11 protein-coding genes are annotated in these 16,007 nt (G+C 68.0%); 5 read left to right on the top strand and 6 right to left on the bottom strand.

The genetic code is table 11. The annotated features are described in order from the left end of the window. Window positions 1-174 precede the first annotated feature (174 nt). Window positions 175-2,316 carry a Stk1 family PASTA domain-containing Ser/Thr kinase gene (locus AC1MEQ_RS17215; protein ID WP_479792460.1) on the top strand — a complete coding sequence of 714 codons (2,142 nt, stop codon included), beginning with the start codon at window positions 175-177 and terminating at the stop codon, window positions 2,314-2,316. A gap of 79 nt (window positions 2,317-2,395) precedes the next feature. Here AC1MEQ_RS17215 and AC1MEQ_RS17210 read toward each other — a convergent pair whose 3' ends face one another. Further along, complete coding sequence (locus AC1MEQ_RS17210) at window positions 2,396-3,796, bottom strand: class II 3-deoxy-7-phosphoheptulonate synthase (protein WP_479792458.1); 1,401 nt, start codon at window positions 3,794-3,796, stop codon at window positions 2,396-2,398. Between the two features lie 33 nt (window positions 3,797-3,829). Beyond that, window positions 3,830-4,750 carry a lysophospholipid acyltransferase family protein gene (locus tag AC1MEQ_RS17205; RefSeq protein ID WP_479792457.1) on the bottom strand — a complete coding sequence of 307 codons (921 nt, stop codon included), beginning with the start codon at window positions 4,748-4,750 and terminating at the stop codon, window positions 3,830-3,832. A 124-nt stretch (window positions 4,751-4,874) separates the two neighbouring features. Here AC1MEQ_RS17205 and AC1MEQ_RS17200 point away from each other — a divergent pair, with 124 nt between their 5' ends. Continuing rightward, window positions 4,875-5,663: an alpha/beta hydrolase gene (locus AC1MEQ_RS17200; protein ID WP_479792455.1), complete on the top strand. Its 789-nt coding sequence runs from the start codon at window positions 4,875-4,877 to the stop codon at window positions 5,661-5,663. Further along, window positions 5,656-6,114, top strand: a complete 459-nt coding sequence (locus tag AC1MEQ_RS17195) for a hypothetical protein (protein ID WP_479792454.1) — start codon at window positions 5,656-5,658, stop codon at window positions 6,112-6,114. The genes AC1MEQ_RS17200 and AC1MEQ_RS17195 overlap by 8 nt, the downstream gene beginning before the upstream one ends. 28 nt (window positions 6,115-6,142) lie before the next feature. On the opposite strand, the gene AC1MEQ_RS17190 is transcribed toward AC1MEQ_RS17195, so the two are convergent. Further along, window positions 6,143-7,123 carry an ROK family glucokinase gene (locus AC1MEQ_RS17190; protein ID WP_479792453.1) on the bottom strand — a complete coding sequence of 327 codons (981 nt, stop codon included), beginning with the start codon at window positions 7,121-7,123 and terminating at the stop codon, window positions 6,143-6,145. Between the two features lie 139 nt (window positions 7,124-7,262). On the opposite strand from AC1MEQ_RS17190, the gene AC1MEQ_RS17185 reads away from it, so the two are divergent. Next, window positions 7,263-9,074: an AMP-dependent synthetase/ligase gene (locus tag AC1MEQ_RS17185; protein ID WP_479792451.1), complete on the top strand. Its 1,812-nt coding sequence runs from the start codon at window positions 7,263-7,265 to the stop codon at window positions 9,072-9,074. A 53-nt stretch (window positions 9,075-9,127) separates the two neighbouring features. Further along, window positions 9,128-9,490 carry a cupin domain-containing protein gene (locus tag AC1MEQ_RS17180; RefSeq protein WP_479792449.1) on the top strand — a complete coding sequence of 121 codons (363 nt, stop codon included), beginning with the start codon at window positions 9,128-9,130 and terminating at the stop codon, window positions 9,488-9,490. A gap of 21 nt (window positions 9,491-9,511) precedes the next feature. Here AC1MEQ_RS17180 and AC1MEQ_RS17175 read toward each other — a convergent pair whose 3' ends face one another. The 3 genes from AC1MEQ_RS17175 to AC1MEQ_RS17165 form a co-directional block, all read right to left on the bottom strand. Continuing rightward, window positions 9,512-10,933: a mycothione reductase gene (locus AC1MEQ_RS17175; RefSeq protein ID WP_479792447.1), complete on the bottom strand. Its 1,422-nt coding sequence runs from the start codon at window positions 10,931-10,933 to the stop codon at window positions 9,512-9,514. Between the two features lie 4 nt (window positions 10,934-10,937). Continuing rightward, window positions 10,938-12,197 (bottom strand): MinD/ParA family ATP-binding protein, encoded by a 1,260-nt coding sequence (locus AC1MEQ_RS17170; protein ID WP_479792445.1) that lies wholly within the window; start codon window positions 12,195-12,197, stop codon window positions 10,938-10,940. A gap of 116 nt (window positions 12,198-12,313) precedes the next feature. Next, a complete protein-coding gene (locus AC1MEQ_RS17165; RefSeq protein WP_479792444.1) occupies window positions 12,314-15,760 on the bottom strand; it encodes a pyruvate carboxylase in 3,447 nt (1,148 codons plus the stop codon). Window positions 15,761-16,007: the final 247 nt, after the last annotated feature.

Here is a 16,007-nt window from a genome sequence, read left to right as displayed (position 1 = left end):
GAATCCACGGATTCGCTCCCTCCGGCTTGTTAAGCAGGCAGTCGGGTGCCGTCTAGTGCTCGACGCCTTCCTCGCTTCCGGCACTGCCAAGACCGTCCCCATCCGATGATGCCGATTTCGGCTCCCCGGCAGTATGTCCCCGGAATCGTCCGGGTTTCTGGCTACCATCGTGGGGTGAGTGAACATGGAGCCAGCCCTATCCAGGGCACGATGATTGACGGCCGCTATCGCATAATCGAGCGGTTGGCAGTCGGCGGCATGTCCACCGTCTACAGGGCGACGGACATCCGGCTGGAACGCAGCGTGGCCCTAAAGCTGCTGCATCCACACCTCGCCGAGGACCCCGTACTGGTCGAACGCTTCCGTACCGAGGCCATTACCGCCGCAGGCTTCTCCCACCCCCACATCGTCGGCGTGCTGGACACCGGAGTCGACGGCAGTACCGCCTATCTGGCCATGGAACTTGTCAGGGGCCATACGCTGCGCCAACTCCTCCGAGACCAAGGACGGCTAGCGCCCCGGCAATCACTGGCCCTCCTCGATGCCATCGTTGAAGGTCTCGCGGCAGCGCATACTGCGGGGCTGGTGCACCGGGACATCAAGCCGGAGAACGTGCTGCTCTCGGACTCCGGGCAAATCAAGGTCGCGGATTTCGGGCTGGCCCGCGCGGCAACCAATCAGACGTCAACGGGGAACCTCATCGGGACCGTCGCCTATGTGTCCCCGGAGCTGGTAACCGGTGCCCCGGCGGACGCGCGCAGCGACATCTATGCACTGGGCATCATGGCCTACGAGATGCTTACCGGCCGGCAGCCTTTCGTCGCAGACACGCCGATCGCCGTCGCCTACCAGCACGTCACCAGCGATGTCCCGCCCCCATCGGCGGTGCTGCCCGGCCTGGCCACGGATCTGGATGAACTCGTCGAGTTCTGCACCCGCCGGGATCCGGAGGACCGGCCCCAAGACGCCGAGGCCCTTCTGGGAGAAATCCGGCAGATCCGACGAACGTTGACCGATGACCAATTGGACCATCCGGCCGTCGAACCTCCGAACACCGCATCGGGTTCCATGGTGGCCGAGGACTCCACAGGTCGCGCCGCAGCCGTCGCCGGCGCCGATCAGACCGAGGTCCTCGGGCATCGCGTCGAGCCGGCCAACGCCACGGCGGTCATCGGACCGGAGGAGGAGGCCACCAGTGTCATCGGCACGGCCGGGGCCACCCGCGCCATCCCCCGCCCCGGGCAAACGACCACCACGGGGCAACTCACCGCCGTCGTGCCTGCACCCGACACCACAACTGCCGACGAGCACCGCACACTCTCGCCCCGGGCCAGCGAACGCCAAGCGCGCAAAGCCGAGAAGGCGGCACGGCGGCAGTGGGCCCGGGAGGCCCAGAAACCCCGGGAGAGCCTCGAATCGCCGTCGTCGCGTCGGCGGGGATGGATCCTGGGCGTCGTGCTGTTGCTCGTGGTGGCCCTGGTGGGAACCGCGGCGTGGTTTTTCGGCATGGGCCCCGGGTCCCCGGTGCAGATCCCGCAATTCAGTGGCCAGCCGGCGGCCACCGCCGTCCAGGCCTTGGCGGCTGAAGGGGTCACATCCGCCCAAAGACAGGTCTTCGACGAAGAGGTCAAGAAGGGGCGGGTGGTCGGTTCCGAACCGGAACCGGGCGCGACCATCCGCCGATACCAATCAGTCGAGCTCCTGATCTCCAAAGGTCCGGAGCTTTTTGCGGTCCCGAACGTCGTGGGTCGTGACCAGGATTCCGTGAAGAAGACCCTGAAAGCCGCCCACGTCGCCGTCGGCACGGTGTCCCGGGAATACAACGAATCGATCGCCGCGGGCCTGGTGGTCTCGCAGGATCCCGTCCCGGACCGCCAGGTCCGCCGGGGAACCACGATCTCCTATGTCGTATCCCGGGGTCCCGCCCCGGTCAAGGTCCCGGATGTCACCGGGCGGCCGGAGCAGGACGCAGTGGACGCGCTGGAGTCCGCCGGATTGAAGGCGCATCATGGCGGCGAGGAGTTCGACAAGAACGTCGCCAAGGGCTCCGTCATTTCGCAGGAGCCGTCGTCCGGCACCGCCAAGCGGGAATCCACGGTGACCTACACCGTGTCCAAGGGCCCGAAGATGATCGAGGTTCCCTCGGTCCGGGGCAAACAGCGCGACGAGGCGATCAAGATCCTCGAAGCGGCCGGATTCAACGTCAAGGTCAATGCCAGCAGCTTCGGGATCATCTTCAACACCGTTGCCACCCAGGACCCGAAGTCCGGCAGCAAGCAGCCGGAGGGCTCAACCATCACGCTCGGCGTGGTGTAAGGCCGCATCCGCATCCCGGACGACGCAGCCCCGACGGGGTCAATCCCGCCGGGGACGCATCGTTTGGTTTTGCCGCTGGTCAGTCGGTGCGCGGCTTGCGTCCCGACAAGGCGCCGGCGACGAGGAAAGCCATCTCCAGGGACTGCCGGTGGTTCAGGCGCGGGTCGCAAACCGATTCGTAGAGGTCGTCGAACTGGTCGGCTCGGATCGGATCAGCACCGCCGAGGCATTCGGCCACGTCGTCGCCGGTCATCTCCACGTGCAGTCCGCCGGCATAGGTGCCCAGGGAGTTGTGGACTTCGAAGAAGCCGCGGACCTCGTCCATGACATCGTCGAAGCGGCGGGTCTTGTAGCCGTTTTCGCTGGTGACGGTGTTGCCGTGCATCGGGTCGGTGACCCACAGGACCTGGGCTCCGGAAGCGGTGACCTTCTCGACGATGGGCGGCAGCTTCTCGCGGATGTTCTTGGCGCCCATGCGGGTGATGAAGGTCAGGCGGCCGGGTTCGCGGTTCGGGTCCAGCTTCTCGACCAGTGCCAGGGCGTCTTCACCGGTGGTGTTCGGCCCGAGCTTCACTCCCAGCGGATTGCGGACCCGCGACAGAAAGTCCACATGTGCGCCATCGAGCTGGCGCGTGCGTTCCCCGATCCACAGGAAGTGGCCGGAGGTGTCATAGGGCTGGCCGGTGCGTGAATCGGTGCGCGTGAGGGAGCGTTCGTAGTCGAGCAGCAGCGCCTCGTGGCTGGCGAAGAACTCGGTGGTCTTCAGCGCATCGAAGTCGGCACCGCAGGCGTCCATGAAGCGCACGGCCCGGTCGATCTCGGCCGCCAGCGACTCATACTGGGCGTGTGCGGGGTTGGCGCGGAAGCCCTTGTTCCAGTTGTGGACGCTGCGCAGGTCCGCGAACCCGCCCTGGGTGAAGGCGCGGATGAGGTTGAGGGTGGCCGCCGACGTGTTGTACGCCTTGACCATGCGTCCCGGATCGTGTCGGCGGGACTCGGGGGTGAATTCGAAGCCGTTGACGATGTCCCCGCGGAAGGCCGGAAGCGTCACGCCGTCGCGGGTCTCGGAATCGGAGGAGCGCGGCTTGGCGAACTGCCCGGCCATGCGTCCCATCTTCACCACCGGCATCGATGCGCCGTAGGTCAACACCACGGCCATCTGCAGGATCGTCTTGACGCGGGCGCTGATGCGATCGGCCGTGGCGGCCGCAAAGGTCTCGGCGCAGTCCCCGCCCTGGAGCAGGAAGGCGTGGCCCTGGGCCGCGGCGGCGAGGCGTTCGCGGAGGATGTCGACCTCGCCGGCGAACACCAGCGGCGGCAACGACGCCAGCTCGGCAACGGCCCGGCCGTGTTCCGGGGTACCCGACCAACTCGGCTGCTGCGCGATCGGCAGCTTGCGCCAGGCATCGAGGCCCGGATCTGCTGCGGGGCCGGGCACCGGGGTGTGGAAGGGGACGGAAGGCTGGGTCGTGTCAGTCACCCGACCAGCGTAGCCGGGTGACGGTCCGCGGCCCTATTTCCCGCGTAAAGTTTCGGACCCGGGAGGTGCCTCGTCCCCTGTGGAGGCACCGGCGTCGTGCCCACTGGTGGCCTTCGTGACTTCCGGGGCCTCCCCGGTTCCGGTCCCCGGCACGTCGTCCTTCGGTGTGCGGATGTGCTCGACTTCCTTCTTGGCGGCGTCGACGGTGGCCCGGACCTGCGCACGGGCGTTTTCGGCGAGGGCCTCGCGGGCCGCCTTGCGCTCTGCGACGCGTTCGGCGGTGAGCCTGGCCTTCACGGTCGAGGCGTAGGTGTCGACGTATTCCTGGCCGGAGAGGCGCATGAGGGCGTACATGATCTCGTCGGTGACCGAGCGCTGGACGAAGCGGTCGTCCTCCATGCCCGCGTAGCGCGAGAAGTCCAGGGGTTCGCCGATGATCATGCCGACCCGGCGGATGTTCGGCACGGTCTTGCCGATCGGCTGGACCTTGTCGGTGCCGATCATGGCGACGGGGATGACGGGCACCCCGGCGGACAGTGCGAGCTTGGCGACGCCGACCTTGCCGCGGTACAGCCGGCCGTCCGGGCTGCGGGTGCCCTCGGGGTAGATGCCCAGCAGCTGGCCATCGAGCAGGGCCTGCTCACCGGCACCGAGCGAATTCGCCGAGGCGGTGCCGCCGGAACGGTCCATCGGCAGCTGGTTGCTCAAGCGGAAGAACAGGGCGGTCGCCTTGCCCTTGAGGCCCTTGCCGGTGAAGTACTCCATCTTGGCCAGGAAGACCACGGGGCGTTCCACCGCGACGGGCAGGAAGATCGAATCGGACACTGAAAGGTGGTTGCTGGCCAGGATGGCCCCGCCCTCGGCCGGGATGTTGGACATCCCCTTGACCCACGGCCGGAACAGCAGGTTGACCACCGGCGCGATGAGCAGCCGCTTCATGAACCAATAAAACACGTGTGGGAGCCTTCCGCCGGGCGGATTGTCGGGCGCCCGCATCGTACGGACCCCATGTCGGTTACGCTCTACTCTAGGCACATATCCACCCCGGGGCACCAACCCCGGCCTGTTTGGGAGCGGTATGGAATTCTCAGCCCTGGCCCCGTCCAACGCCGCCGACGGTTTCCGGGTGCGCGGCGAAAACGGCGATGCGGTCCTGCTCATCCACGGGTTCACCTCCGGCCCGCGCAGCATGCGCCCGTGGGCCGATGCCTTGCTGGCCGCCGGCTACACGGTCGCCCTCCCGGTGCTCCCCGGGCACGGCACCCGGTGGGAGGACCTGGCCGCGACCGCGCACGAAGCATGGACCCGGGCCGTCGAGGAGGACTACGACGCGCTGGCCGCCACGCATCGCCAGGTCTTCGTGGCGGGTTTGTCCATGGGCGGGACGCTGGCGCTGCATCTGGGCATCCGGCGCGACCCCGCAGGCATCGTGCTGGTCAACCCGGCGCTGAGCATGGTCGACCGCACCGCGGTGCTGACCGGGGTCCTCAAGCGCTTCATCGCCTCGGTCCCGGCCATTGCCAACGACATTGCCAAGCCCGGTCAGGACGAGGGAGCCTACCCGCGGACCCCGGTCGCCGCCGTCCACGAGCTGCGTCGCCTCATCGCCGCCACCCGCCGCCGGCTGGACACCGTGCGTGCTCCCGTGCTTGCCTATCGGTCCCTGGTCGACAACGTCGTCTCCGAGGCTGGTATCGATGCGCTGCGCCGCGAACTGGTCGGCATGCACGCCGCCGGGGTGCCGCGGCTGCAGCTGCGGTTCCTCGAACGCAGCCGGCATGTGGCAACCCTGGATTACGACGCCGATGCCATCTTCGCGGGCTCGGTCGCCTTCTTCGACCGGCTGGGAGGACACGGCCATGGGTGAGGACGAGCGACGGTCACCGCGGGACCGGGCTGCCGACGAGGCCGCCTGGCTGGACCTGGTCAGCCGGCTCGAGGATGTCGGGCCGGGTATCGAAGCCGGACAGGCCGGCGCCGGGACCCCCACCATCGACCCGCCTGCGCAGCCCGTCGTCCCGGTGGCGCCCGGGCCACCGGTTGGCGGGCCTCGGGACTACTCCGTTGCCGAGGAGCCCGAGGAGGACTGGGTGCCGGAGGATCCCCCGGCCCTGGGGTCGGGGAACCCGGTGACGGTCCTCGCCTGGACCTGTGCCGCCGGCGCGCCGATCGCGCTGCTGCTGGTGGTGATCCTGTGGCGTTCGGCCCCGATGACCGTGTGGATCGGGCTCTGCGTGGTGTTCGTCGCAGCGGCCGGATACCTGGCCTTCCGCCTACCCCGGCATCGTGCCGAGGGCGACGACGGTGCCCGGATCTGACGCCGCACCGCTCCCCCGCACGTCCTCGCTACGGCGCGCTTCCGGCCGTCTCGCGGCGGGCCAGGTCGGCGGCGCCGATCAGCCCGGCATCGGCACCGAGCCCCGCCCGGCGGATCCGGGCATAGGGCCGGTATCCGCGGCCGGTGAGGTGACGGCGGTAGGACGCCTCCGCTTCCTCCAGCAGCTGGGCGGACGCCGAACCGAGACCACCGCCGATGACGAAGGTCCCGGGATCCAAGGCGGCAGCCAGGTTGGCCAGTCCGAGCCCGAGCCAGCAACCGGCTTCGGCGACGATTTCACGGCAGGCAGGATCGCCGGCCCTGGCCAGTTCGGTCACCAGTGCGCCGTCGATCGCCCCGGCATCCCCGTGCGCGGCGTCGAGCAGGGTATGCGCCACCGGGGAGTTGGCGCGGGCCAATTCGCGGCCCTCGCGACCCAGCGCATTGCCGGAGGCATATTGTTCCCAGCATCCGCGGTTGCCGCATTCGCACCGGTGTCCGCCCGGAACGATGACCTGGTGCCCGAATTCCCCCGCCAGGCCAAAACGGCCCCGCCGCAACCGCCCGTCGGCGACCAGCGAACCGCCGATGCCCGTGCCCAGCGTCAGGCACACCAGGTTCTGTTCGTCCCGCCCCGCGCCGAAGCGGTATTCCGCCCATCCTGCGGCGTCGGCATCGTTGGCCACGGTCACCGGGCCCTCGAGCACCGCGACGAGGCGGTCGCGCAATGGTTCGTTCCGCCACGCCAGGTGGGGGCTGAACAGCACCGTTCCGGTTTCGGGGTTCACCCAGCCGGCGGCCCCGACGCCGACCGGGGCATCCGGGGCCACGCGTCGCAGGATCGCCACGAGATCCACCACGGTCCGCTCGACCAACCCGGGATCGGAGCCCGGTGTGGCTGCCCGCTCCCGGTGCAGGATGCTGCCCGCGGCATCGACGACGCCGGCGGCGATCTTCGTGCCGCCGATATCCAGGCCAATGGCCAATCCACCGCCCTGCCTGGGAACCATGACACCGACCTTTCCGCCTCGTTTTTGGACCACAAGTTACTAACGAGTAAGTTTGTGATGTAACCCACTATGCTTGGAGCAACGATTCCGATCGTCAGACATCCACAGGTGAATATCTACTGAAGCAGAGGAGCACACCGTGCGAGAGTTCAGCGTACCCCCGCTCGTGGTCAGCCCGGCGACGTCCAACACGACGGATTTCGTCCTGGAACAAGCCGCCGGTTCCAACCCCATGCTGTTCTCCAGGCCCGATGGGAACGGCGGGTGGGTCGATGTATCGGCCCGGGACTTCGCCGCGGACGCATCGGCACTGGCCAAGGGCCTGATCGCCTCGGGTCTCGAACCCGGCGATCGGATCGGCATCATGTCGCGGACCCGTTACGAATGGGCGCTGGTCGACTTCGCGATCTGGTTCGCCGGGTGCATCTCCGTTCCGGTCTACGAGACCTCCTCCCCCAGCCAGGTCGCCTGGATCCTGGGCGACTCCGCCACCGGGGCGGTCATCGTCGAATCGGCCCACCACGAGAACGTCATCCGCCAGGCAGCCATCCAGGAACAGCTGGACGACGTCCGCTCCGTATGGCAGATGGACGGAGACGGACTCGATGCCCTGCGCGAGGCCGGGGTCGACGTCAGCGACGAACAGCTCGAGGAACGCCGCTCTTCACTGCAGCTGGACAGCGTCGCCACCATCATCTACACCTCCGGAACCACCGGGCGCCCGAAAGGCTGCGAACTGACCCACCTCAACTTCGTCGAACTCAGCCGCAACGCACAGGCCGCCCTGCCCGAATGCGTGCATGAGGGCGCATCGACGATCATGTTCCTGCCCCTGGCCCACGTCTTCGCCCGCTTCATCTCGGTGCTCTGCGTCGCCGGCGGCGCCAAGGTCGCGCACACCCCGGACATCAAGAACCTGCTCGGTGACCTGCAGGGATTCAAGCCAACGTTCATCCTGGCCGTACCGCGCGTGTTCGAAAAGGTCTACAACTCCTCCATGCTCAAGGCCGAGGACGGCGGCAACCTCAAGGCCAGGATCTTCCACGCGGCCTCCCGCACCGCCGAAGCCTGGTCCCGCGCCGAACAGGCCGGCAAGATCCCGCTGGGCCTGAAACTGCGCCACCGCCTGTTCGACCAGCTGGTGTTCGGCAAGATCCGCGAGGCCATGGGCGGTCGCATCGAGTACGCGGTCTCCGGCGGGGGCCCGCTGGGCGAACGGCTGGGGCATTTCTTCCACGGCATCGGCCTGATGATCCTCGAGGGCTACGGCCTGACCGAGACGACGGCCCCGATCACGGTGAACACCCCGCGCCAACTCAAGATCGGATCGGTGGGCCTGCCACTTCCGGGCAACGCCGTCAAGATCGCGGAGGACGGGGAAATCCTTGCCCGGGGAGTCTGCGTGATGCGCGGCTACCACAACCGCCCAGACCTGCGCGACGAGGCCTTCGACGGCGACTGGTTCCGCACCGGCGACATCGGCGAACTCGAAGCCGATGGATTCCTGCGGATCACCGGCCGCAAGAAGGAAATCATCGTCACCGCCGGTGGCAAGAACGTCGTCCCCGGGCTGCTCGAGGACCAGATCCGCGCGGACGTGCTGGTCTCCCAGTGCCTGGTCATCGGCGACAACCGGCCGTTCATCGCCGCCCTGGTGACCCTCGATGCCGAGGCGCTGCCGGGCTGGCTCGGCCGCAAGCAGCTCGGCGGCCTCTCCGTGGAGGAGGCCTCCGCACACCCGGAGGTCCGGGACGCCATCCAGGCGGTCATCGACAAGGCCAACCAGTCGGTCTCCCACGCCGAGTCCATCAAGGCGTTCCGGATCGTGCCCACGGATTTCTCCGAGGCCTCCGGCCACCTCACCCCGTCGTTGAAGGTCAAGCGCGGCCAGGTGCTCAAGGACTTCGAGATGGTCGTCGAGGAGATCTACTCCGCCAAAAAACCGGCTTGACGCTGCCACACCGCGGCCTACCGCACCGGTGGGCCGCGGCGTATCCTCGGGGCATGGTCAACGACGATCCCGTCACCAGCAATCCCGAGCACTACCGCATCCTGTGGGAAAACGAGTTCGTCCGGGTGCTGGAGTACACCGACCTGCCGGGGGTCCGCACGACACCACATGAGCACCCCAATAGCGTCATGGTCACGCTTTCCGCGTTCCGACGGCGCCTGAGCATCGGCGACCGGACCTTCGAGGCCGAATTGGAAGCGGGCCAGGCCATCTGGCTGGCCGCGCAGCGGCACGCCGGTGAGAACATCGGCGACACCCCGACGCACACCCTCTTCATCGAATTGAAGGGTGCGGCCGCGCGACTCGCGGACGGTTCCGTCCTCGGCCCGGACGCGCCGGTCACCGACAACCGCTGAGTCGCCTGTTCCGGCCGTTCCCTAGAGCGGCACGTCCGCGCCCTGCGGGAGATCCAGGCCCAGCAACGCATTCTCCACGACCTCGGTCAGGGCCGGGTGGATCCAGTACTGGCCGCGTGCCATCTCGGCGACCCCGAGCCCGGTGGCCAGGGCCTGGATGAGCGGCTGGATGAGCATCGAGGCCTCGTGGCCCATGATGTGCGCGCCGAGCAGTTTCCCGGTGGAGCGCGAGGCGATGAGCTTCACGACGCCTTCCCCATCCTCCATGGCCCATCCGTAGGCCGTGGACCCGTAGTCCTGCACGACGGCGACGACGTCGTCCGGGTCGCCCGCGCGCTCCCGGGCCTGGACCTCGGTGAGCCCGACGGCCGCGACTTGCGGGTCGGAGAAGACGGCGGCGGGCACCGCCGTCCGGTCGGTGGCCCGCAGGGCGTGGGGGTGCTCCAGGTTATGGGCCACGACGCGTGCTTCCCGATTCGCCACATGCTTGAGCTGGTATTCGTTGGATGCGTCCCCGAGCGCATAGCAGCCCTCCACGGGAGCGCCCGCGGAGAGGACCCGCTGGAACTCGTCCACGGCCAGCCGGCCGTCCTCCTCCAGGTCGAGTCCGGCGGCCGGCGCGGCGAGCCGATCGGAATTCGGCATCCGCCCGGTGGCCATGAGCACGACGTCGGCACGCACCTCGCGTGCCGTGCCTTCCTGTTCGAAGTGGCCGGTGACGGTCCCGTCGTCGTTCTCGGTGATCGACGTCAACGCGTGGTCGAGCAGCACTTCCCAGCGCTGCTGGGCCGCCGCCGTGAACCGTCGGGAGATCTCCCCGTCGTGGTGGCGGAGCAGGGCACCGGACCGGTTGACCTGGGTGACCCGGGAACCCAGACCGTGGAAGACATGGGCGAATTCGGCGGCGATGAAGCCTCCTCCGACGATGAGCACCCGCTCCGGCAGCGCATCCAGCCGCATGACCGTGTCCGAGGTGTGGACCTGGGGCAAATCGACGCCGGGCACATCAGGCAGCACGGCGCGTGAACCGGAGGCCAGGACGACCTGCTCGGCGGTGATGACATGGCCGGAACCGGTGACCAGCGTGTGCGGATCCCGCATCACCACGGTCTCCTGGTAGACGTCCACGTTGTCCAGCTCCTGGTCGCGGTAGCGCAGGCCAGCGGCGGAAATGGCATCGATGCGTCCGAAGACCCGGTCGCGGATGCCCTCCCAATCGGTGCCCCGCCGCTGGAGGTCGACCCCGAGCCGGCCCGCCTGCCCCGCCGAGGCACCCAGGGTGGCCGGATAGACGAACATCTTGGTGGGGATGCACCCCACGTTCAGGCAAGTTCCCCCAAAGGTCCCTGCGTCGATGAGCGCGACCTTCTTGCCGTCCCAATGGGGCGTGATCAGCGAATTGCCGGAACCGGAACCGACGATGGCCAGATCGTAGTGGGTCATTCGTTCAGCCCTTCAGCTCATCGACGACCAGCGCGGCCAGCTCCAGGGCAGCATCCCTCGTGGCCGGCTTGAGGCGGTCGAGCTCGACACGTGATCCCTCCGCCAGATGCGGGTCGTGGGGCAGCCGGACGACGGTAGCCACCCGGGAGCGGAAGTGTGCCTCGATTTCCTCCACGTTGACGCCACGGCCCTGCCCGGACGACTGGTTGATGACCACGATGGCGTTCGAGGCAAGGTCGGAGCGCCCATGCGCCTCGAGCCACGAGAGTGTCTCCGAGGCCAGGCGGGCCTCGTCGACGCTGGCACCGGAGACCAGGACGACGGCGTCGGCCTTTTCGAGGGTGCCCTTCATGACGGTGTGGACCATACCGGTCCCGGAGTCGGTCAGCACGATCGAGTAGTACTTCGAGAGCAGGTCGGTCACGGCGCGGTAGTCGGCGTCGTCGAAGGCCTCGGCGACCCGGGGGTCGGTATCGGAGGCCAGCACGTGCAGGCGGGATCCTTCACGCGCGGCATAGCTGGATAGCTTGGAGAACGTATCGACCATGAAGCGGTTCTGCACCAGGTGCCGCGCGGTGAAGGCCGACTTTCCCGGCGACCGGTCGCTCAGGGTCCCCCGGTCGGGGTTGGCGTCCAGGGCGATGACGCGGTCCTCGCGCAACTGCGCCAGCGACATGCCCAGCAGGGTCGTCACGGTTGTCTTGCCGACCCCTCCCTTTCGTGAGAGCACCGGTACGTAGCGGGTGGCCCCCTCCAGGGGGGCCGCGATGCGCCGTTCCATCTGCCGGCGAATCCGCACGGTGTCCGAGTCCCCGACGTTCACGCGACCGAAGGTGGCTCGGAACAGCAGCCGTCGCCAGCCTCCGGCGGGTTCGCGGTCGCGCGGTTCCAGCAAGCGGTCCGCGGTGAGCTGGGCGGCGCTTTCGGGGACCGGCGACGCCGGACGGGAATCCTGGGCGCCACGCCCCGTGCCCGCGGGGGCCGGATGCGGCTGGTTGGCTGGCGGTGCGGGAATGACCTGCCCGTCGCCGATCGGACGCCATGATGTTTCCTGGACGGCATCCCCGTCGCCCGCCGGCTCCCAGTCCGAGAGTTCCGGGACGTCGGCGGCACCCTGGCCGGCCGTTCCGCGCCCTGGCTTGTCGTCGAGCGGCCCCACCGGAGGATCCACGTCGGGACCCACCGGCTCTGCCGCGTCGTCCCGGCCCGCTCCCGGGCGCGTGCCGGCGGCCTCGTCGTCGTGGTTCTGGTGGGGCTGGGTCATGGAATCCTCTGCGCACAAGTGCTGTCGTTCTGCTGGTCAGCAATCACCCTAGCGCACCGAGGGGGCGGCCACACGTAGTATGTGACTGCCCCCTCGGTGACCCGATGCCCGCGGTATCAGGCCTCGAGGACGACCAGCAGGTCGCCGCCCTGGACCTGGGCCGTGTTGTTGATGGCGACCCGCGCCACCTTTCCGCCGGCCGCCGAGGTGATCGCCGCCTCCATCTTCATCGCCTCGATCGTGGCCACGGTCCCTCCGGCCTCGACGGTGTCCCCGACCTCCACGGTCGCGGTCACCGCACCGGCGAAGGGTGCCGCTACGTGGCCCGGATTGGCGGTGTCCGCCTTCTCGGCGGATTTGACGGTCGATTCGACGTTCTGGTCGCGGACGATGATCTGGCGCATCTGCCCGTTGAGCGTGCACATCAGGGTGCGCATGCCCTTGTCGTCGGGTTCGGACACGGCCTGCAGCGTCACCAGCAGGCGCACGCCCTTGCCGAGGGAGATGACGTGCTCGGCATGCTGGACCAGCCCGTAGAGGTAATCGCGGGTGTGGAGCACCGACACGTCACCGTACTCGGCACGCGAGGTCGCGAAGTCACGGGTCGGGCCGGGGAAGAGCAACCGGTTCAGGGTCTCGCGGCGGGTGGCTGAATCGCCCTGGAGTGCCTTCGAATCCTCGGGAGCGAGTTCCTCGACGCGGACCTTGACGTTGCGTCCTTCCAGCGCCTTGGACCGGAACGGTTCGGGCCAGCCGCCGGGCGGGTCGCCGAGTTCCCCGGAGAGGAACGCGATGACCGAATCGGGGATGTCATAGGCCTGCGGATTGGCCTCGAACTCCTTCGGGTCCACGTTCATGCCGACCAGTTGCAGGGCCAGATCGCCGACGACCTTGGACGACGGGGTGACCTTGACGAGTCGTCCAAGGATCGTATTGGCCGCGGTGTACATGTCCTCGACGTCCTCGAACCGTTCGGCCAGGCCCAGGGCCTTGGCCTGCTGGCGCAGATTCGAGAGCTGCCCGCCGGGGATCTCATGGCGGTAGACCCGGCCCGTTGGTCCGGGCAGCCCGGACTCGAACGGCGCATACATGGCGCGCACGGCTTCCCAATATGGTTCCAGCGATGCGGCGGCCTCCAGCTCGATGCCGGTGTCGCGCCCGGTGTGCGCCAGGGCGGCGACGAGTGCCGATTCCGAGGGTTGCGAGGTGGTACCGGACATGGAGGCGACCGCGACGTCCACGGCATCGACGCCTGCGTCGGCTGCCGCCAATAGCGTCGCCAACTGACCGCCAGCGGTGTCGTGGGTATGCAGGTGCACGGGCAGGTCGAACCGCTCGCGCAGGGCGGTAACCAATTTGGCCGCCGCTGCGGGGCGGAGCAACCCGGCCATGTCCTTGATCGCCAGGATGTGGGCGCCGGCGTCGACGATCTGCTGGGCCAGGTCCAGGTAGTAGTCCAGCGTGTAGAGGTCCTCGGCGGGGTCCAGCAGGTTGCCGGTGTAGCACAGGGCGACCTCGGCCACCGCGGTCCCGGTTTCGCGCACCGCCTTGATGGCCGGGGCCATCTGCGAGACGTCGTTCAGTGCATCGAAGATGCGGAAGATGTCGATGCCCGTTGCCGCGGCCTCCTGCACGAATGCGTCGGTGACCTCCGTCGGGTAGGGCGTGTAGCCGACGGTGTTGCGCCCGCGCAGCAACATCTGCAGAGGGATGTTCGGCATTTCTGCACGGAGAAGTGCAAGCCGCTGCCAGGGGTCCTCACCCAGGAATCGCAGGGCGACGTCGTAGGTGGCACCTCCCCAGACCTCCATGGAGAACAGCTGGGGCAGGGTGTGCGCGTAGGCCGGGGCCGCGGCCAGCAGGTCGCGGGTGCGCACGCGGGTGGCCAGCAGGGACTGGTGCGCGTCTCGGAACGTCGTATCCGTCACCGCGAGTTCGGTCCGGGCCCGCAATTCCGCCGCGAAGCCCTCAGGTCCGCGTTCGAGCAGGACCTGCCTCCAGCCGGCCGGCGGCTGGTGCTCGGACGGCCCGTCGAAGGGGCTGCGCATCGGCTGGTCGGTTTTGTCCCCCGGGTAGTGCGGCAGCTTCAGGCGTGGGTCGATCCCCTCGATGCGTGGACCGTTGGGCTGGTTGACGGTCACGTCGGCCAGATAGGTGAGCGCCTTGGTGCCGCGGTCCTGGCTGCGGTTGCCCTCCAACAGGTCGGGGCGGGTGTCGATGAAGTCGGTGGCCACGTCCCCGGCGATGAACTGCGGATCATCGAGCACGTTCATCAGGAACGGGATGTTCGTGGCGACCCCACGGATCCTGAATTCCGCCAGGGCCCGGCGTGCCCTTCTGACTGCCGCTTCATAGTCGCGGCCACGGCAAGTGAGCTTGACCAGCATGGAGTCGAAGTGCGGGGAGACCTCGGCGCCGGTGTAGATGGTGCCGCCGTCCAGGCGGACGCCGGAGCCGCCGGCGGAGCGGTATACGGTGATGGTCCCGACGTCGGGTCGGAACCCATTGGAGGGGTCCTCCGTGGTGATGCGGCACTGCAAGGCCGCGCCGCGGATGCGCAGTTGGTCCTGGCGGATGTCCAGATCCTCGAGGGTCTCCCCCGCGGCGATGCGCATCTGGGCCGAGACGAGGTCGATGTCGGTGATCTCCTCGGTGACCGTGTGCTCGACCTGGATGCGCGGGTTCATCTCGATGAAGACGTGCTCACCGGCCCGCTCGCCGACCGTGTCGACCAGGAACTCGACGGTTCCGGCGTTCTGGTACTTCAGTGCCTTGGCGAACTTCACCGCGTCGGCGTAGAGCGCCTGGCGGATGTTCTCGTCGAGGTTCGGCGCGGGGGCGATCTCCACGACCTTTTGGTGGCGGCGCTGCAGCGAGCAGTCGCGCTCGAAGAGGTGCACTACGTTTCCGTGGGCATCGGCGAGGATCTGGACCTCGATGTGCCGAGGCCGCAGCACGGCCATCTCCAGGAAGACCGTCGGGTCGCCGAAAGCAGTGCCGGCCTCGCGCATGGCCGCATTCAGCGACTCGGGGAGGTCTTCCCGCTTGTCGACCCGGCGCATCCCGCGTCCGCCACCACCGGCGACGGCCTTGACGAAGATGGGAAACCCGATGTTGTCGGCTTCGGCGATCAGCCAATCGGCGTCGTCACTCGGTTCGGAGGAAGCCAGTGTGGGGATCCCTGCAGCTTTCGCAGCCTTGAGCGCCTGGACCTTGTTGCCTGCGAGCTCGAGGACATCGGCTGGTGGCCCCACGAAGGTGATACCGGCTTCGTGCGCGGCGCGGGCCAACTCCGGGTTTTCCGAAAGGAACCCGTATCCGGGGTAAATGGCATCCACGCCGGCATCCTTGGCGACGCGGATGATTTCCTCGACATCGAGGTAGGCCCGGACGGGGTGGCCCTCTTCCCCGATCTGATAGGCCTCGTCGGCCTTCTGCCGGTGGATGGAGCCGCGGTCCTCGTAGGGGAAGACGGCAACCGTCTTTGCTCCCAATTCATAGCCGGCGCGGAATGCGCGGATGGCGATCTCGCCTCGGTTGGCTACCAATACCTTAGAAAACATGGTGCTCCTGCAGGGTGTCTGTCGGACAGGACATACGCAACGGTGCGCCCAGGTTGCGGGCGGTTCTGCTTCCGTGCGTCAGGCGCGAGGTGAAGATCCAGGCCTGCCGTCACACTACAGTGGCGCACCGCACACCCGGAACTGTGTTTCCTTATGACCTGTGCCACACCCTTTCCCATGGAGCGGCAGGGGTCGGCGCCACCTTATGATGGGTAGGAGCCGAAACAGCGAAACAACACAGTAAGGT

Source organism: Arthrobacter sp. ASL1, from assembly GCF_056680475.1.
This window is presented reverse-complemented; position numbering and strand designations above follow the sequence as displayed.